Raw genomic sequence first — 20,052 nt, 5'->3', positions numbered from 1 at the left:
CAAGAGCTAGGCCAGGCGGGCTTCCGGGGTGGGGCCGGTGTGGAAGCTGCGGGCGATCATGGCGGAGCGGAGTTGCCAGAGGCCGGAGCCCTGGGCGGGGTCCAGGCCGGTGAGCTGGGCGATGCGGCGCAGGCGGTAGTCGACGGTGTTGGTGTGGATGTGCAGGAGGCGGGCGGTGCGGCGGCGGTTCATGTTGTTGGCGATGTGCACGCGCAGGGTTTCGAACAACTCGGGGTGCTTGTCCAGCGGGGACAGCAGTTCGCCGAGGCGGGCCCGGCCGGGGCCGGGGCGGGTGAGCTGGTATTCCAAGGCAAGGTCACCGAAGCGGTAGAGGCCGGGCTCGCAGTCGAGGCGTTCGACCATGTCGAGCAGTTCGTGCGCGCGCTCGGCCGCGGACGGGATCTCCTCGGTGGTCGCGGGCACCAGCGCGCCTGTCACGTCCACGCGGGCCGCCCGCGAGAGCGCGGCCACCAGGGTGTCGAGGGCATCGGAATCCATCCGGTCGGCCGGGATCAGCAGGGTGCCGCCGTCCACCGACAGCAACGACAGCACCTGGTCGCCGCCGTGATACGCCAGCGCCGCCTGCACCCGGCGCAGGGTGCGCCGGGCCACCACCACGCTGTTCACCCGCGGATCGTCGCGGTCGGGGTGGCGCCGGATCGACAGTGCCAGTACCGAATACGCGTCAGCGACGGCGATCCCGCATTCGCGCGCCATCGTGACGGTCGGCTGACCGGCCAGCAGCGCCGAGGTGAGGGTGTGCACGGCCGTGTGGTGCTCGCCCGCGATATCGCGGTGCTCCCGGATGTAGGCGCGGGTGACTGTCGTACACAGCAGATCCGAAATGGCGACGGCCCTGCGGAATCCGTCGATCAGGCTCGCGCGGTCGCCGTCGCCGACCTTGTCGAACACCGCGTCGAAAGCGAGCCGGAAACCCTCGTGGAAGGCGTGCAGAATGGTGTCGATCGGCACGCCCTCGCGCGCCCAGCCCGCCGCGGCGACCGAGAGCCGGTTCAGCCGTTCGGTCTCGTCGCGGCCGTCGAGCATCCCGCCGACGATTTCCAGGCACAACCGGGTGACGGTGGTGACGTCCCCCGAGATCACGTCACCGGGTAGCGTCCGGCAGGTTGCCACGGTGTCGACGAAGTGGCCGACGAGCGTGCCCGTCAAGGTCCGGACTTCGCGCAGCGGCTGCCACATCGGGGCTCCGTCCACGGGGATCGTCATCATCGTCGACTCCTTCCACACCGAGCCGGCGGCGCCGGTGGTGGTTCAGCTTCCGCACTGCGGGCCCCTGTGATGGCCGACACCGCGGTTTCTCCGTGATCATGACTCTAGGATGAGTAACCGCTCACCTTCTACTCCTCTTTCAGCCGAGGTCCTCGAATGCCACCGCACGCCGATAAGCAGCGCAAACGCCCCAAACAGGATCGAGCGAAGGAGACCCGGGCACGCATTCTGACGGTGTCCGCTCAGCTTTTCGGCAGCCGCGGGATCGGCAACACCTCGACCAACCGGATCGCCGCCGAAGCGGGCATGAGCATCGGCACCCTGTACCGGTATTTCACCGACCGCGACGAGATCGTCAAGGAGCTCACCAACGGGCTGTTCCTGCAGGTCGAAGACCGCTACAGCAGGCTGCTCACGGTCGCCGCCGACATGACGCCGCGCGATGCCGTCGCCGACGTGATCCGCACCGCGGTCGAGATCCTCGTCGCCAACGGCCCGCTGGTCCGCGCCCTCGTCGCCGACCTGCACTTCTACGGCAGCGGCATCCCGGAATTCGAGCCGCGACTGCGCATGATCATCAAGCTCTACCTGATCCACCTGCTCGGCCCGACCAAGAACGCCGACATCGACATCATGGCCTTCGTCGTGCTCAACGCCGGTTTCGCCACCGCCCTGCGATCGGTCGAGATGGAAGACGAGGGCCTGGACCGCGACGTCGTCATCGACAACACCGCCGACATGATCGGCGCCTGGATCGCCTCGGTCACCGAACCCGAACCCGTCTAGCGGCCGGACACACATCGGGCCCGGATCCGTTGGGGATCCGGGCCCGATTTCTACACCCTGGTCAGCGGGCGTTCGCCGTGCAGATCACGTCGACGACCTTGGCGCCACTCAGGTCGGAGGACCCGAAGTTGGCCAGCTGGGCGGTCGGGGTGAGCTCGGAGAGGCGCTGGAACGCCGCACGCTGAGCCTCGGCCGAGGTAGCGCCCGCGCCCGCCGCCGCGCCGTCGTTGCTTTCCACGATGGCCGCGCAGCCGTTGGACCACGAGATCAGGATCTCGCAATCGGCGGCGCCGCAGACCGCCATCGCCTCATCGCGCGCTTCCTCGAAGCTCGACGCGTTGACGCTGGACCCGTAGGCCCAGTCGTCGCCGCTGATCGCGATCGCACCGTGCAGGTTCGCCGCCTGTGCCGCACCGGCACCGAACACCGAACCTGCCGCAAGGCCCACCGCCACAACGGCGAAACCGGCCTTACTCATGAAACTCATTCGAAAGATCTCCCTCTGGAAACAGTTCCGGAATTCCGGAACCACCAAGATCATCACGAGGGCCTGCACACGGCCAGTCGAAGTGGCAGATATCACCAGCCGAACCGTCGGCACAAACACCGCAGGGTCCGGCTCGGTCATTCCCCCATACCGCGAGAGGGCAGGAAGCGTTCCTGGAAGGCCCGGTTCACGCGTTCACCGTGCCGGGCGCATCTCCGTGCTCGAGGTGGTCTGCCAAGAGCGGACCGATGATCGAGGCCGATTCAGGAGCCATCATGTGCAGGTGATCGCCCTCGACGATGTGTTCGAAGATCGTGCCTGCGACGGCTTTCCGCCACAACTGCGGGCTCACCTCGTCGGACTCTGCCAATGAGTCCGCGGCGGCGAAGAACAGCATGTCGCCGTCGAAGACGTCGAGCTCGAGTTCCGCGGCGGCGTTGCGGTGTACCTCGGCATACGCTTCCAGGATGCGTTCGAGTTCGAATGGTGTGAGCCCGGTTTCGTGACCGAGTGCGCGATTCACCAGAGCGACCGCGTCTTCGGAGGACAGTGTCGTCTGCGTGGTGTCGCCGGGGTCGATGCCCAGACTGGCGAGCATCTCCTCGAGGGTGAGGTCCCTGCTGCTGCGCTGGATCGGGTAGTAGTCCAGAAGGACCAGGCCGACGGTCTCTCCCTCGGTGCGAAGTTGAACCGCCATGTGGTGCGCGATCAGGCCGCCCTGTGACCAGCCGAGCAGGTGGTAGGGGCCGTGCGGACGGACGGCTCGCAGTTCTTCGACGTAGCGGCGGGCGAGGGCCCGCTGAGACGCGTAGGTCGGACCGCCGGACAGGATGGGTGACTGCAGGCCGTATACGGGCCGGTCGGGAAGGTACTGCAACAGGCCGGTGTACACCCAGGAGATGCCGATCGCTGGATGTATACAGAACAGCGGTGTCCGACTGCCTTCTGCGCGCAGTGCGATCAGCACGTCGAGTGCCCCGGATGTCGGCGTCGTTGCCTCGCCGGTATCCAGGCGGCGTGCCAGATCGGCGGGAGTAGGACTGAGGAAGATCAGTGGCAGCGCGACGTCGCGCGCCAGCTCCGCCTGGAGGGTGGATGCCACGCTGATGGCACTCAGCGAGTTGCCGCCGAGATCGAAGAAGTTGTCGTCACACCCGACTCGGTCGAGATCGAGGACCGTGGCGAAGGCCTGCGCGACGATCCGCTCGGTATCGGTGCGCGGGGCCCGGTACTGCGACCGGCTCAGCGCCGGGATCGGTAGCGCCGCGCGATCGACCTTCCCGGTCGGTGTCACCGGCATCGCCGGAAGCACGGTCACTGTTCTCGGCACCATGTACGACGGCAGCACCGACGTCAGGAATCGCTGCACCTCGGCCGTGTCGACGTGGGTGTGTGCTGCGGGCACCAGGTAGGCCACGAGCCTGTCGCCACCTCCGTCGTCGCGGACCACCGCCACCGCCTGGGCGACCGCGGGATGCCGCAACAGCGTCGCCTCCACCTCCTCCAACTCGATTCGCAGCCCTCGCACCTTGACCTGGAAGTCGGCACGCCCGACATACTCGAGGTCGAGCCGGCCGGTCCTGTCGGTCCACCGCATGAGATCTCCGGTGCGGTACATCCGCCTGCCCGGCGCCCCGAACGGATCGGCCACGAACCGGGTTGCGGACATCCCCGGTTGGCGGTGATATGCGCGTGCCAATCCCGGACCGGCGACATACAGTTCGCCGATTACCCCGATCGGTACCGGTTGCAGTCGTTCATCGAGTAGCACCTCGGAAAATCCCGGCATCGGGCCACCGATCGTGATCGGATCGCCCGCAGCCAGCGGATCGCTGATATTCGACGTCACCGTGGTCTCGGTAGGGCCGTACCCGTTGAGAATGCGCCTGCCGCTCGCCCACTGCTCGACGAGCGCCGGCGGACAGCTCTCACCCCCGACATTCACGAATTCCAGATCGTGCAGCCGACCCGGATCGAGGGTGGCCAGCACTGCGGGGGTGATGATCAGGTGGGTGACCTGCTCGGTACGAAGCAGCGTTTCCAGTTCGGGGCCTGCGTTCACCGTGGGCGGCGCCACCACCAGCCGCGCTCCCGCACCGAAGGCCGTGAAGACCTCCAGCAGCGACGGGTCGAAACTCGGCGAGATCGCATGCACGACCCGCGAGCGGGCGTCGGCCACACCCGACACGGACAACCACCCGGCCAGATGTGCCAGTCCCCGGTGTGTGACCGTCACGCCTTTGGGCACGCCCGTCGTACCCGAGGTGAAGATCACGTACGCGATGTTGTCGGGCCGGACCGGCGCGAGCCGGTCGGCGTCGGTGAGCGGGGAGGCGTCCAGGCCCGAAGTGTCGAGCGTGTCGGTGCGCACCACCGACGTGGTTTCCGCGTATTCGGTATCCGCTGAGGTCAGCACGCACGCCGGTTGGACCGTGTCGACGATGTGGCCGATGCGTGCCGCCGGGAGATCGGGGTCGATCGGCACGTAGGCGCCTCCGGCCTCGACGATCGCGAGCATGGCCACGAGTTGGTCGATGGAACGGCGCATCGCCACGACCACATGCGTGTCGGGACCGACACCTCGGTCGACCAGCCATCGCGCCAGCCGATTGATCCGGGCGCCGAACTCCGCGTAGGTCAGCTGTTCCCGGTTCCCGACGACCGCGACCTCGCGCTGATGGCGGGCCACCTGGTCGGCGAACATCGCGGTCCATGTCGCCTCGGTCTCCGTGACCACGGTGGAGTTGACGACCGGAGCCAGGTATCGGTGCTCGGTCTCGTCGAGCAGATCGAGCCGCCCGAGCAGCATCTCGGGTGCGTCGATGACGGCGTCGAGCACTCGGACCACCCGTGTCAGTACCTGCTCGGCGCTCTCGCGCGCGTACAGGTCGGGGCGGTAGCTGGCCCGCAGGCGCAATCCGGCGTCCCATTGCGCGATCAGCGTCAGGGGGTAGTGACCGGAGTCGCGGCCGGTCACGTCGGTCACGCGCATGCCCGCGATATCGATGGCTCGGCGCAACGCGTCCCGGTCGACCGGATACGACTCGAACACCGTCAAGGTGTCGAAGACGGCGGCCTGGCCTGCGGCCTGCTGGATGTCGCTCAGCCCGAGGTAGTGGTAGTCCAGTAGCTGGGACTGTTCGGCGCGGACCCGCTCGAGCAACTCGGTGAGGGTCTTGTTCGGGTCGAGGGTGACTCGCACCGGCACGGTGTTGATGAACAGGCCGACCATCTCCTCGATGCCCGGTACCGTCGCCTGCCGACCGGAGACGGTACTGCCGAACACCACATCGCGCCGCGAGGTGAGTGTGGCCAGCACGATGCCCCAGGCGACCTGCACGAGAGTGTTCAGGGTCAGAGCGTGTGCGCGTGCGAAGGTCTCGAGTTGCCGGCTCCGGTCTTCGCCGAGGGTCACCGAGGTGTCTTCGGAGACGACGTCCACCGGCTCACCACGCCCACCCGGGACAAGCAGCGTCGGACGGTCGATCCCGGCCAGATAGCGCGACCACGCCGTGCTCGCGCCGGCGGCATCCTGGTCGGCGAGCCAGCTCAGATAGTCGCGGTAGGCGGGAGGTCGCGGCAGCACCGACGTGTCGCTGTCGCCGGCGTAGAGCACGAGCATCTCCTTCAGCAGCAGCGGCGCCGACCAGCCGTCGAGCAGGAGGTGGTGATTGGTGAACACCAGCCGGAATTCGTCGGCTGCCAGCCGGATCAGGGTCAGCCGCAGCAGCGGCGCGACGGCGGAGTCGAAACGAGCGGCCCGGTCCTCGGTCAGGATCCGATCCAGGTCGGCCTCGCGATCGGCGGCCTCGCCTCCCGTCAGATCGATCTCGCGGAGCGGGAACTCGATCCCGTGCTGGACGACTTGCACGGGATGGCCGTCGTGCAGCGCGAACGCGGCACGCAGGTTCGGGTGCCGCTGCGACACGGCCGCGGCCGCGCGCCGCAGCCGCCGCGCATCGACCCGGCCCTGCAGATGCAAAGTGAGCTGCACCATGTAGGCGTCGACCGAGTCGGCCTGCAGGGCATGGAACAACAGGCCGCTCTGCAGCGGCGTCAACGGCCAGATGTCCTCGAGTCCCGGATACCGAAGTTCCAGCTCCTCGATCGCCCGCTGTGTCAGTGCCACCAATGGCAGGTCCGACGGGGTGTGTCCGCCCGCGCCGGGCGCGGTGGCACCGTCGGCCAGCGCGGTCAGGGCTTGTCGCCATCGGTCCGCCAGCTCGGTCACCTCACCGGCGGCCAGCACCCCCGTCGGAAACGCGAACGAGGTACGCAACACCGGCCCGGCGTCCGTGTCGACGACGACGGCGTTGACGGCCACCGCCGCGGTCGCGGGTTGAGCCGGGTCGATACCGCCACCGAGATCGACGTCGGTGACCGGTAGCCATCCGGACTCACGCGCGATTCCGGGCGGCGTAGCGGTGATCCGGCCGAGATAGTTGAAGCCGATCTGCGGATCGGGGCGGGCGGCGAGCACCGACCGGAACTCGTCGTGGAGATAGCGCAGCAAGCCGTAGCCCATCCCATGGTCCGGTACGGCGAGCAGTTGTTCCTTCACCGCCTTGACCGCCGCGATCGCTGTCCCTGTCCGCGCGCCGGCGGCGAGCACCTCGTCCGCATCGAATCCGGACAGATCCACGCGCAACGGGTACATGCTGGTGAACCAGCCGATGGTGCGGGACAGGTCGGCGCCGGGCACCACCTGTTCTTCTCGACCGTGGCCTTCGAGCCCGACCAGAACCTGATCGGTGTCGTGGCCGCGACCCCGGCGCCACGTGCGGACCGCCAGGCCGAGAGCGGTGATCAGACCGCTGTCCACCCCGCCGTGGACGGCCTCGGGCAGCGTGGTCAGCAGGGTCGCTGTGGTGCCGGTCGGCATGTCGACGGTGATCGTGTCGACGGTGGCACCGACGTCCGTCGCCGGATCGAGGGGCCGCGCTCCCCAGGGGAGCTCGTCGACCGAGAGGATTTCCTGCCACAGGGCAAGTTCGTCGCGCCGGGTGTCGCTGCGGGCTTCCTCGTTCAATCCGTGCGCCCATCGACGCATCGACGTGCCTACGGGTTCGAGTTCGGGGTCGAGTCCGGCGATGATTCGGCCCCATGCGATGGCAAGATCCGGCACCAGGATGCGCCACGACACACCGTCGATCACCAAGTGATGGGCTACCAGCAACAATCGGCCGGTCGTGCCCGCGTCGAACCACACCGCCTGCAGCACGACCCCGGAGGCAGGGTCGAGCCGACCGGCAGCAGCATCGAGAGCGGCCCTGGCCGTGGTAGTGAAGTCTGGTCCGGATACCGAGCCGACCGGTATCCGGAGCAACAGCTCAGCGGCGTCCACCGCCCCGACCGGCCGTGCGTGGAGGCACTCATCGGCCTCCGAAGGCAGCCGGGTCTGCAGCCTGGCGCGAAGCATGTCGTGTCGATCTACGACGGCCTGCAGGGCGGCCACCAGAGTGGACTCATCGGCTCCGGCCGGCAGGGTCAGCAGCACCGGCTGGGAGAAACGGTCGAAGCGACCGCCACGCTCGAGCAGCCATCGCACGATCGGGAGCGCGGTGATGTCGCCGATTCCGCCGCCGGGCAGTTCCGCGAGCGGCCCGGGCCGCGGCGCGACGGAGGCCGCCACAGCGGCCAACGCCGCAACAGTCTTGTGTTCGAACACCTCTCGTGGCGTGAACACCAATCCCGCCGATTTGGCCCGGGCGACCAGCTGGATCGACATGATCGAGTCCCCGCCGAGCGCGAAGAACGAATCCTGCACCCCGACACTTCCGATGCCGAGCACGTCGCCGAAGATCGCGGCCAGCGTCTGCTCGGTCGGTGTCGACGGCGCCTGGTAGCCCGTGCTCGGGGCCGCGAACTCCGGCGCGGGCAGGGCCCGGTGATCGACTTTCCCGTGCACCGTCAGGGGAAGGGCGGCCATGTGCACGATCGCGGCGGGGACCATGAAGTCGGGCAGACGCTCATCCGCGAAGCGGCGGATCTCGTCGAGACGTGCGCCGGCACCGGGGTCGTTGACGTATCGGGCGAGTGCACCGAGCGGTTCGGCGAGCAGGTACACGTCGGTCAGGGCGGCGGGACCACGATCACCGGTGTGCCTGACGTAGACGACGTCCATCGAGTCGGGTGTGTCCGACCAGGTCACCGCGGCCGAGTATCCGCACTCCGTTCCGACGCGGTCGGCGTCGGCAGGCGCACACCCGCCATCGGCGGGGGCCGCGTCGAGCAGATTCCGCACCGGCATCGCGTCGGGGGCGTCGGCGAGCGCGTCGGCTGACGCGACCGCTTGCCGTAGCCCGGCGTGCGGTATTCCGGTGACACGCACCATGTCCGGCCTGTCTGTCCGGAGGTGCTCGACCAGTGCCTCCATGGTCGCGAACCGAGCCCATGGCTGTGCCGGTGCCGGGGCGAGCGAGCGGACCGGAGCCGTGTGCAGGACCACCTGGTAGCGGTAGCGACTGAGTTCGTTGATCGCTCGCATCCGACCGAGCTGGATCTCGACGCCCGTGATGCCGGTCAGGTGCTGCCGCAGGGCGATGAAGAACTCGGGGGCGAGCAGCAGTTCCCGCTCGGCGAGCAGTGCGCGGCGTACCCGCTCGCGCACGTTCGCGGCGGTGTCGGTCCCGTCGGCCCGCGCGAGCTCCACCCCGGCGGTGAAGTACGGCAGCAATGTCAGGTTCCGGACGTCGCCGAGGTACAGCGTCCCGCCGGGCGCGAGCAGTCGCAGGGCCTTGCCGAGCACGTCGAGCACGTATGCGGCGTCGGGAAAGTACTGCACCACCGAGTTGAGCACGACGGTGTCGAAGTGGCCTTCGGGGAGCCCTTCGGTCACGTGCGCGGGTTGGACCCGCAGCCGTATCCGCTCCGCCCACGGTTGTCCGGCCACCTTGGTGCGAAGGGACGCGATCGTCGGTGCGGCGAAATCGGTGGCCCAGTATTCGTCGCAGTCGGGGGCCAGTTCGGCGAGCAGCAGCCCGCCGCCCACACCGATTTCGAGCAGCCGGTGCGGCCGCAGTCGGCGGATCGACTGCACGGTCGCGTCCCGCCACTGCAGCATCTCGTCGCGGGGCAGCGGTTCGCCGGTGTCGCTGGCGTTCCAGCCACTGAAGTCCGCCGCGAGGGGTTCCCCTGCCGCGACGGGTTCGGTGTCCTGCGAGTACACGTCCTCGTACAGCGCCTGCCAGCTCTCGACCGCTGCCGATTCTCGATCGATGTCCGCGTGCACGGTCAGCTCGCGGTCGAGCACGACGTACCCGACCAGCTGCTTGCCCTCGGTGTCCCCCGGGACCTGGCGCGCGATCACCGCCGCCTGCGCGACCGCGGGATGCGACGTCAGGACCGCCTCGATCTCGCCGGGCTCGACCCGGAATCCGCGGATCTTGACCTGCGCGTCGGCACGGCCGGCGAAGTCGAGGTGCGCAGCCGTCACCTCCCCGGATTCGGTGCGCCCGCAAGGCGTCCAGGTCACGAGGTCTCCCGACCGGTACATTCGCTGCCCGGCTTCCTCGAACGGGCACGCGAGGAACCGGCTCGCTGTCATCGCCGGCCGGCCGTGGTAGCCGCGGCCGACGCCGGCCCCGGCTATATACAGCTCTCCGGGTACTCCGACCGGTACCGGTTGCAGAGCGGCGTCGAGGACGTACACCCGCACACCGTCGATGGGCGCCCCGATCGGCACCGTAGTCCGGGCCGGGTCGTCGGTGGTGGGAACGGCGTACGTGGTGGCGCAGACTGTGGTCTCGGTAGGTCCGTAGGCGTTGACCGCCAGGATGTGCGGATGTGCGGTGCAAAAACGGTCGACGGCCACCGGGGACAGCGCTTCACCGGCGGTGACGACGCAATCGACCTGCTCCCACACCCGGTCCGGCGCGATGACCGGATCGGTCATCAGGTGAAACATCGGAGTGGACACGAACATCGAGGTGACGCCGTGGTCGTGCACCGTGTGCGCGATGCCCGCCGGATCTGCTGGTCCGGGCTCGGTGAGGACGAGTTCGATGCCGTTGAGCAGGGCCGGCCAGATCTCGAACACGGATGCGTCGAATCCTGGCGACGACGTCATCGACATGCGCCGCCGAGGCCGGTTCGCCGGCCAGCCGTGGGCGACCAAATGGACCAGGTTGCGGTGGGTGATCACCACGCCCTTGGGTACACCGGTCGAACCCGAGGTGTAGATGAGATACGCCGGGTGTTCGGGCCTCAGTGGCATGCTCCGGTCGGCATCGGTGACGGTACGGTCGCCCGCATCCGGGTCGTCGACCGAGGCCGCGCTCGTGTCCAGCAGCAGGACGGGGCAGGCATGGGAAGGCAGTTGCCCGGCGACGCCCGACTCGCTCACCATCACGTGCACAGCGGCGTCGTCGAGGATGAATGCGGTGCGCTCGCCCGGATAGTTGGGGTCGATCGGCAGGTACGCCCCCCCGGCGGCCGACACCCCCAGCATGGCCACGATCAACGTCGCCGACCGGTCCAGGGCGACCGCAACGACCGACTCCGGGCCCACGCCCTGGGCGATCAACCGGTGGGCCAACCGGTTCACGCGAAGGGCGAGCTCGCGGAACGTCCAGTGTTCGGCACCGAACGTGAGCGCCACTGCGTCCGGGGTGGCCGATGCCTGTTCGGCGAACAGCATCGGTACGGTCGCGTCCGGGACGGCGGCCGTGGTGCCGTTCCACTGCCGCAACAGCTGCAGACGCTCACCCGGTTCGAGGAGGTCCACCAGCTCGAACCGATTGTGCGGAGAGGTCACCATCGCGGTGAGTACCCGCACGAAGCGAGCCGCGAACTGCTCCACGGTCTGGCGATCGAACAGGTCGCTGGCGTACTCGATCGTTCCCCGCATCCCGCCCGGCGCACCCGGCGTCACCGAGCGGTCGGACAGGTTGAAGAACAGGTCGAAACGGGCGACCCCCGCCGTCAGCGGCTCCACCGTCACCTGCAACCCGGGATAGTCCAGCACCGGAACGGGCAGGTTCTGCAACGCCATCGCGACCTGGAACAGCGCGTGATGAGCAGTGGATCGAACCGGGTTGAGCAACTCGACGAGCCGCTCGAAGGGAGCTTCCTGATTCTCGTATGCGGCCAGCGCTTTCGCCCTGACCTGGTCGAGAACGTCGGTGAACTCGTCGCTCTTGGAGAGATCGACACGCAACACCCAGGAGTTGACGAAGAAGCCGACCAGGTCGGCAAGCGCCTCATCGGTGCGACCGGCTACCGGACCACCGATCGTGATGTCGTTCCCGGCGCCGAGCTTGTGCAGGAGCACCGCCAGTGCCGACTGCACCACCATGGATGCGGTCGCTCCGCGAGACCGGGCGAGAGCATCGACCGACGCACGCAGCCACTCGTCGACGGTGAACTCGACCACCCCGCCCCGGAAGGACTGGATCGGCGGCCGGGGCCGATCGGTCGGTAGGCGGAGCTGTTGCGGCGCGTCCGCCAATTCGGCTCGCCAATAATCGAACTGGCGGGACAGTACGCTGTCTGGATCGTTCTCCGCACCGAGCACCTTCCGCTGCCACAGGGTGTAGTCGGCGTATTGCACCGGCAACGGATCCCAGGCCGGCTCCACCCCCGCCGCCCGGGCACTGTACGCGGTCATGACGTCACGCACCAACGGGACCATCGAGGCACCGTCACCGGCGATGTGATGGAGCACGAGCACCAGCACGTGCTCGTCGGGAGCTTGCCGCAACAAGGCCGCGCGTACCGGAATGTCGGCCGACAGATCGAACCGATACCCAGCCTCCGTCGCAATCGCGTCGACCATCCGTTCGGGGGCCACCGTTGTCACCGGTAGCGACAATGTCACGGTGTCGGCAGGCAGGATCCGCTGGAAGGGGACGCCCTCGTCCTCCTCGAACACCGTGCGCAGACTTTCATGGCGGGCAACCACATCGGTGAACGCCGCGACCATGGCCGCGACGTCCACGTCGCCACGCAGCCGTGTCGCCATCGGGATGTTGTACGTCGCGGACGGACCCTCGTATCGATGGATGAACCACAGGCGGTTCTGCGCGTAGGACAGCGGGATCCGCGCCGGTCGCGGCTGTGGGACCAGTGCGGGCCGTGCCACACCGCTCGCCGCGAGCCGCGGTATCAGTTCGGCGACTGTCGGCGCCTCGAAGATCGTCCGGATCGGCAGCTCGGCCCCGAGCGCCGAGCGGATCCGGGCGACGAGCCCGGTCGCCAGCAAGGAGTCCCCACCGAGGTCGAAGAATCGGTCGTCGAGGCCGACCCGGTCGGGCGCGCGGCCGAGTACCTCGGCGAACACGCCGACCAGCTCTCGTTCGAGGCTGGTGCGCGGCGGCCGGTACGCCGCGGCTCTGAACTCCGGTTTCGGCAGCGCGTTCCGATCGATCTTGCCGTTGCCCGTGATCGGCATCACCGCCAGCACCATCACCACCGCGGGCACCATGTAGTCGGGCAGCACGGACGCCACCGATGCCATGACCTCCGGCCCATCGACGCTCTCGCCCGCCTCGGGCACCACGTATCCCACGAGGTGTTCGATTCCGGCGTCGACGCGGACTTCGGCCACCGCCTGCGCCACCCGCCCATGCCGCAGCAGCGCCGCTTCCACCTCACCGAGCTCGATCCGCCGGCCCCGCAGCTTCACCTGAAGGTCGGCCCGTCCGACGTACTCGAGCCGCGGTGCCGCGGCCCCGTTGCCCAGGGCGGTCGTCCCCGCTGTCCACCGCATCAGATCGCCGGTCCGGTACATCCGCTGCCCCGCTGCACCGAACGGATCCGCCACGAACCGAGCCGCGGTCGACGCGAACCGACGGTGATACCCGCGAGCGAGAGCCGGTCCCGACAGGTAGAGCTCCCCGACGACGCCGATGGGCACCGCATGCAGGCGTGCATCGAGCACGAGCGCCTGGAATCCGCGTCCGGGACTGCCCAGTGTCACGTCGTCGCCGGGGTGCAGGTCGATGGTCGTCGCCTGCACTGCAGTCTCGCTGGGGCCGTATCCGTTGACCATGCGCCGACCCGGCGCCCACCGTTCCACCAGACTCGGCGGGCATGCCTCGCCCCCGACGCTCACAAAGGCGAGGTCGTCCAGGTCCGTCGGATCGAGGGTGGCCAGGACAGCAGGCGTGGTACACCAGTGGGTGATCCGCTCGGCGGCGAGCAACCGGGCGAGTTCGGCGCCGCCGTACACCCCGGGCGGCGCGATGACCTGGTGAGCCCCGGCGCCGAACGCGACGAGCAGCTCGAACACGGCCAGATCGAAACTCGGTGAGGCGCCGTGCCATACCCGGGCCCCGGCATCGGCCAATGTCGTCGCGTGCGCAACGAGATTCGCCAGTCCCCGATGGGTGATCACCACTCCCTTCGGCGTTCCCGTCGACCCCGAGGTGTAGATCAGGTACGCCGGATGATCCGGCCGCAGCGCGGCCGTCCGGTCCGCGTCGGTCACCGCTGTCGACGGCTGCGCGAGCGTTTGCACCACCTGGGGATCATCGAGCACTACCCACGGAATACTTCCCGGCATCCGATCGCGCTCGGCCGCGACCGTCAGTCCCAGCACAGCACCGCAATCGTCCAGCATGACTGCGATCCGCTCGGCGGGATAGGTGGTATCCACCGGTACGAACGCCGCGCCGGTCTTGGCTACCGCCCATATCGCGAGCACCGATTCGACCGACCGCGGCATGCCGATCGCGATGAAGCGTTCCGGACCCGCGCCGAGGCCGATCAGCAGCAGCGCCAACCGGTCCGACTGCTCGTCGAGCGTGCGATAGGAGATTCGGAGATCCCCGCACGATATCGCCGGTGCCGCCGGATGCGCGCAAGCCGCGGCCGCCAGGATCTCGGGCAGCAGCCGCGCCGGGACCCCGGGCGCACCGCGCACCGGTACCAAGGTCTGCCGCTCGGCAGGGTCGAGCAGATCGATGTCGCCGACCGGCACGGACCCCTCCGTCGTCATCGCCACCAGAATCCGTGTCCACCGATCCGCGAATCCCCGGACGATCTCTTCGTCGAACAGATCGGTCCGGTACCGCACTCCCACGCTCATGCCGGCGGCGCGGCCGTCTCCATCCCGGTGCTCGGTCACGGAGAACTGCAGGTCCGCCGTGCCGAGGTCGTCGCACAGGGTCGCCGCGACCGTGTCGCACGCGACGGGGGGCGGCTGCCGGCCGACATGATCCTCGAATGTCACCCGAAACAGTGGTGGGTGCGGCCCACCTGGCCGCAGCGCCGAGGCCAGACGGTGCGACGACATATCGGCGTGCTCGAAGGCACCCCGGTCGACTCTGCCGATGTCGTCGAGCAGGTCGGCGACAGTGGCCGCCGCGTCGACACGAGTGCGCAGCACGAGGATGTCCTCCGCCTCGGCCTCGGGCCCGGGCTGTTCGGTGCGAGCGACCGGAGTGCCGATTGCGACATCATCGACACCGCCGAGGCGCGCGACAAGCATCGACACCGCCGCGTGCAGGACGACGAACGAATCGACATCCTGTTCGGCGGCCAGCGTGACCACGGCCCGATGCAGCTCGGCGTCGACCGAGAACTCGACCGACGATCGCTCACCCGGCGTCGGAGTCGGGCGGGAACCGTCTGTGGGCAGGTCCGGTAGTGCCGACAGCCCGCCCAGAGCCGACTTCCAATAGTCCAAGACCTCCGTGTCCCGGTACCGGCGTTCCGCCGCACGCGCGCTTGCGCGGTGAATGAGATTGAGCGGTGTGTCCGGATCTGCGGTGACGAACTCGTCGAGGAGTTCCACGATCTGTGTGCACTGCTCGTGCACTTCGTCCTCGCGATACCGATTCGGGTTGGCGCGAAATTCGATCGTTGTCCTTGTCGGGGTACCGCTGCGATACACACTGATCAGGCGGTCTCCGACCGGTCCGCGGGAGAGCGCATGCAGAGAACCGGTGGCCGTTTCCAGTCTCAGTTCCTGGTCGAAGAGCATCACATTGACCAGCGGCACGGAAAATCGTGACACGGTGTCACCCGTGGAGCGTCGGATATCCTCGATCCCACAGCCCTGATGGCGTAGCGCACCGAGCAGCTCGAGCTGCATCCGTCCGATCACCTCGCCGAGGGGTTCGTCGGGATCAATCCGTATCCGCAGCGGCACGACATTGACCAGCATGCCGGCCGACCGCTTCAATTGTGCGGTTGTTCGAGCCGACACCGGAATGTTGACCAGCACGTCGTGGCTTCCCGATTGCCGTGAGAAGTAGCAGGCGAAGGCCGCGAGCACCACCACCGTCAGGTTCGCGCGCAGGGCCTCGGATCCGTCCAGGTGTTCGTCGGCTGTCTGCGACAAGGCGGCAACTTCGGTGAGGCTACGAGCAGCCGGGGCAACCTCGTCGTTCAGGCTTGCGGCCGGCATATCACCCATTCGCTGCGCCCAGTAGTCACGATCGACGGTGAAACGATGCGAGGCGCGGTACTGCTGATCCTTGTCGTAGAGGATGCGCAGACCCGTAGACCGTGCGGCGCCGGCCTCGCGGCCGGCGACGGCGGCCGAGTACAACTCGGCCCCCCGGTTCATCAAGATCATCGCCCCGTAGCCGTCCAGCACAATGTGGTGGGCTTTGACATAAATCCGGAAGTCGGATTCGCTGACGTAGAGGATCGCGATCTTGCACAGGCGATCGACCACAGGATCCATCGGTAGTTCGACGTCCCGGTGCAGCCACTCGTCGACGGCGGACAGCGGGTCACCCTCGTCGCGAAAGTCCAGCACCTCCGTGTGAAACTCGAGCCCTCGATCGACGATCTGGAACGGCTGCCCATCGACCTCGATCAGACGCAAATAGACGGTCTCGAACTCACGGGCGGCCGCGTCGATTGCGGCCCGCAACAGATCTAAATCCAATGCGCCGTGGAATTTCACATATTGGGCAATGACGAAGGGGATATCGGGTGTGAGTTGCTGCGCCATCCAGATCCCGCGCTGCGCGGGCGACAGCGGAAACGCTTCAGGGGGAATTCGGTTCGAATCAGGGATCTTCATGGGAGGGCTTCCGCAGTCGGTGCGGCCTCGCGGCCTACACGTCGGGATCCGTTCGAGGGCGCAGCGGTCGCGCGTGCGGATTATGTGAGGCGAAGACCGGGGATCCGGCAGCCGGGTTCTCGCGCGCCGTCGGTTCGATGCCGAGCGTGCCAGTGCAGACAGGGGACAGATCAGCCACGACGGGACAACATGTTTCAGACCTCGAGCATGCTGCCGGACGGTGCTCTCCGCCGGGTTTTCGATCGGCACGCGAGGGACGTTGTCGACGTGGCGGCCATGGCTTTGCTCCCTTCCGCCAGCGCTCCCGTCGGGCCGCGGCGGCTGATGTACGGCACCCGTGGTCCTCTACGCGGGATCGCTTCGATTCGCGATCCGCGCGAGAGCGCTCAGGGCTCCGGATCAAGCATGTGCGACGCCGTGTGCGACATTCTTTCGTGTGACGCACGCCCGAATATGGTGCGCGCCGACACAGTGCAAACCCGGCGTGGCGAGCTGAACAGCCTCTTTCAGCATAGGCACCCGCTGCGCACGTGGCAATGCTCCAGATTCGTCCTGACCCGAAATTCCACCCCTCCAGCCACCGGTATTCCGGCGGGTAGCGCAGACACCGAAGGCCCGAATCCCAGGCGGGATTCGGGCCTTTCTCGGTGTTTCTCTAGACCGTGAAGCCGAGGGCGCGCAGCTGTTCGCGGCCGTCCTCGGTGATCTTGTCCGGGCCCCACGGGGGCATCCAGACCCAGTTGATCTTCAGGTCCTCGACCAGGCCGCTGCGCACCAGGGCGTTACGGGACTGGTCCTCGATGACGTCGGTCAGCGGACAGGCCGCCGAGGTCAGCGTCATGTCGAGGGTGGCGATGTTCTCGCCGTCGACGGACATGCCGTAGACCAGGCCGAGGTCGACGACATTGATGCCGAGCTCGGGGTCGACCACGTCGCGCATGGCCTCCTCGAGATCCTCGAGATGCTTGACCTGCTCGGCCGTCAGCTCCACCTCGGGAGCCGGGGCAGCAGCTTCGGTGGCTTCGGCAGCCGGTGTCTCACTCATCACGCTTCCCCATTTCCCATGGCAGGCTTGGCATCTTCGGCCGAGGCGATCTGCACGACGGCGTCCTTGAACGCCATCCACCCCAGCAGTGCGCACTTCACGCGCGCCGGGTACTTGGCGACACCCGCGAGTGCGATGCCGTCGCCGATCATGTCCTCGTCACCCTCGACGGTGCCGCGGCTCGAGATCATCTCGCTGTAGGAGTCGACCACCTTCAGCGCCTGCTGCACCGGCAGCCCGATCACCTGATCGGTGAGGATCGAGGTGGCGGCCTGGCTGATCGAGCAACCCTGACCGTCGTAGGAGACATCGGCGATCTCGCCCGCGCCGTCGATGTTCACCCGCAGGGTCACCTCGTCACCACAGGTCGGGTTCACGTGGTGCACTTCGGCACCGAACGGCTCCCGCAGCCCGCGGTGATGCGGGTGTTTGTAATGGTCCAGGATCACTTCCTGGTACATCTGCTCCATGCGCATGGTTTATGCAACTCCGAAGAAGTTCTGAGCCTTCCGCACGGCCTGTACCAGCGCGTCGACCTCGTCGAGGGTGTTGTACACGGCGAACGACGCCCGCGCGGTCGCCGCGACACCGAACTTGCGGTGCAACGGCCAGGCGCAGTGGTGCCCGACCCGGATGGCGACACCCTGGTCGTCGAGGATCTGGCCAACATCGTGGGCGTGGATGCCGTCGACCACGAAGGCCACCGCGCCACCGCGGTCCACGTTCTCGGTCGGCCCGATGATCCGCACGCCGTCGATCCCGCGCAGCCCGTCGAGCGCGGCGCCGGTGAGCGTGTGCTCGTGGGCGGCGATCGCGTCCATGCCGAGGTTTTCGAGGTAGCGCACCGCGGCGGCCAGCCCGACGACCTGCGAGGTCATCGGCGTGCCCGCCTCGAAGCGCTGCGGCGGCGGCGCGTAGGTGGTCTTCTCCATGGTGACGGTCTCGATCATCGACCCACCGGTGATGAACGGCGGCGTCTCCTCGAGCAGCGCCCGGCGGCCGTACAGTCCGCCCACCCCCATCGGGCCGAGCATCTTGTGACCGGAGAACGCGGCGAAGTCGACGCCGAGCTCACGGAAGTTCACCGCCATGTGCGGCACCGACTGGCAGGCGTCGAGCACGACGAGCGCGCCGACTTCCTTTGCCCGGCGCACCAATTCGGCCACCGGCGCGACCGCGCCGGTCACATTCGACTGGTGGGTGAACGCGAGAACCTTTGTCGCGGGCGACAGTTCGAGCGAATCCAGGTCGATGCGGCCGTCGTCGGTGATGCCGTACCACTTGAGCGTGGCACCGGTGCGGCGCGCGAGTTCCTGCCACGGAACGAGATTCGCGTGGTGCTCGAGCTCGGTGATCACGATCTCGTCGCCCGGACCCACCTTGTACGGGAACCGGTCGTCGCCGAACGCGTTGGCCACCAGGTTCAGCGACTCGGTCGCGTTCTTGGTGAACACGATCTCCCCGGCCTCGGCGCCGACGAAGCGCGCGATGGCGACGCGCGCGTCCTCGTAGGAGTCGGTCGCCTCCTCCGCCAGCTGGTGCGCACCGCGGTGCACCGCCGAGTTGCGGGTGAGCAGGAAGTCGCGCTCGGCGTCCAGCACCTGCAGCGGGCGCTGCGCGGTCGCACCGGAATCCAGGTACACCAACGGTTTCCCGTCCCGGACCGTGCGGTTCAGGATCGGGAAGTCGGCCCGGATCCGGGCGACGTCGAGGGCGGGCACCGTCGCGGTCATGTCAGGCTCCAGCGGTCGCGGACGTGAAGCGCACGTAGCCGTTCGCGTCGAGTTCCTCGGCCAGCTCGGAGCCGCCCTCGGCGACGATCTTGCCGTTGACGAACACGTGCACGAAGTCGGGCTGGATGTAGCGCAGGATGCGGGTGTAGTGCGTGATCAGCAGCACGCCGCCGTTCTCGCGCTCCTTGTAGCGGTTGACGCCCTCGGAGACGATGCGCAGCGCGTCGACGTCCAGGCCGGAGTCGGTCTCGTCGAGGATCGCGATCTTCGGCTTGAGCAGACCCAGCTGCAGGACCTCGTGCCGCTTCTTCTCGCCACCGGAGAAGCCCTCGTTCACACTGCGGTCGGCGAAGGCCGAGTCGATGTCGAGTTCCTTCATCGACTCCTTCACCTCCTTGACCCAGGTGCGCAGCTTCGGCGCCTCGCCGCGCACGGCGGTGGCGGCGGTCCGCAGGAAGTTCGACATCGAGACGCCGGGGACCTCGACCGGGTACTGCATGGCCAGGAACAGGCCGGCGCGAGCGCGTTCGTCGACCGACATCTCCAGCACGTCCTCACCGTCGAGGGTGATGGTGCCCTGGGTGACGGTGTACTTCGGGTGGCCCGCGATCACGTAGGACAGCGTCGACTTGCCCGAGCCGTTGGGGCCCATGATGGCGTGCGTCTCGCCGGAGCGCACGGTCAGGTTGACGCCGTTGAGGATCTTCTTGGACTCACCCTCGGGGGTGGTGATCTCGGCGTGCAGGTCCTTGATTTCCAAGGTGGTCATCGAATTCGAATTCCTTCGTGGGGA

General features: G+C 67.9%; 8 protein-coding genes. 1 reads left to right on the top strand and 7 read right to left on the bottom strand.

The window, feature by feature from the left end; translation table 11 throughout:
• Positions 1–6 precede the first annotated feature (6 nt).
• Complete coding sequence (locus ACFVAV_RS09720; protein ID WP_379032672.1) at positions 7–1,230, bottom strand: PucR family transcriptional regulator; 1,224 nt, start codon at positions 1,228–1,230, stop codon at positions 7–9.
• 156 nt (positions 1,231–1,386) lie between these two features.
• Between ACFVAV_RS09720 and ACFVAV_RS09715 the strand changes: the two genes are divergently transcribed.
• Positions 1,387–2,016 (top strand): TetR/AcrR family transcriptional regulator, encoded by a 630-nt coding sequence (locus ACFVAV_RS09715; RefSeq protein WP_379032669.1) that lies wholly within the window; start codon positions 1,387–1,389, stop codon positions 2,014–2,016.
• Positions 2,017–2,077: 61 nt separating this feature from the next.
• Here the strand turns inward: ACFVAV_RS09715 and ACFVAV_RS09710 are convergent, their stop codons facing one another.
• The 6 genes from ACFVAV_RS09710 to sufC form a co-directional block, all read right to left on the bottom strand.
• A complete protein-coding gene (locus ACFVAV_RS09710; RefSeq protein WP_379032666.1) occupies positions 2,078–2,503 on the bottom strand; it encodes a DUF4189 domain-containing protein in 426 nt (141 codons plus the stop codon).
• A 187-nt stretch (positions 2,504–2,690) separates the two neighbouring features.
• On the bottom strand, positions 2,691–16,481 hold the full coding sequence (locus ACFVAV_RS09705) for an amino acid adenylation domain-containing protein (RefSeq protein ID WP_379032664.1): 13,791 nt from the start codon (positions 16,479–16,481) through the stop codon (positions 2,691–2,693).
• Positions 16,482–17,136: 655 nt separating this feature from the next.
• Positions 17,137–17,526: a metal-sulfur cluster assembly factor gene (locus ACFVAV_RS09700; RefSeq protein ID WP_379032661.1), complete on the bottom strand. Its 390-nt coding sequence runs from the start codon at positions 17,524–17,526 to the stop codon at positions 17,137–17,139.
• Positions 17,526–18,002, bottom strand: coding sequence for a Fe-S cluster assembly sulfur transfer protein SufU (sufU, locus tag ACFVAV_RS09695; protein WP_379032659.1), 477 nt, complete (start codon positions 18,000–18,002; stop codon positions 17,526–17,528). Before sufU ends, ACFVAV_RS09700 begins: the two co-directional genes overlap by 1 nt.
• Before the next feature lie 3 nt (positions 18,003–18,005).
• Complete coding sequence (locus ACFVAV_RS09690; protein WP_379032657.1) at positions 18,006–19,259, bottom strand: cysteine desulfurase; 1,254 nt, start codon at positions 19,257–19,259, stop codon at positions 18,006–18,008.
• Between the two features lies 1 nt (position 19,260).
• Positions 19,261–20,028 carry a Fe-S cluster assembly ATPase SufC gene (sufC, locus tag ACFVAV_RS09685; RefSeq protein WP_379032655.1) on the bottom strand — a complete coding sequence of 256 codons (768 nt, stop codon included), beginning with the start codon at positions 20,026–20,028 and terminating at the stop codon, positions 19,261–19,263.
• Positions 20,029–20,052: the final 24 nt, after the last annotated feature.

Origin of the sequence: Nocardia sp. NPDC057663, from assembly GCF_042799895.1 — a bacterium.
In the GTDB taxonomy this organism is placed as follows: Bacteria; Actinomycetota; Actinomycetes; order Mycobacteriales; family Mycobacteriaceae; genus Nocardia.
The sequence above is the reverse complement of the archived record's forward strand: the minus strand, read 5'-3'. Positions and strand labels throughout refer to the sequence as shown.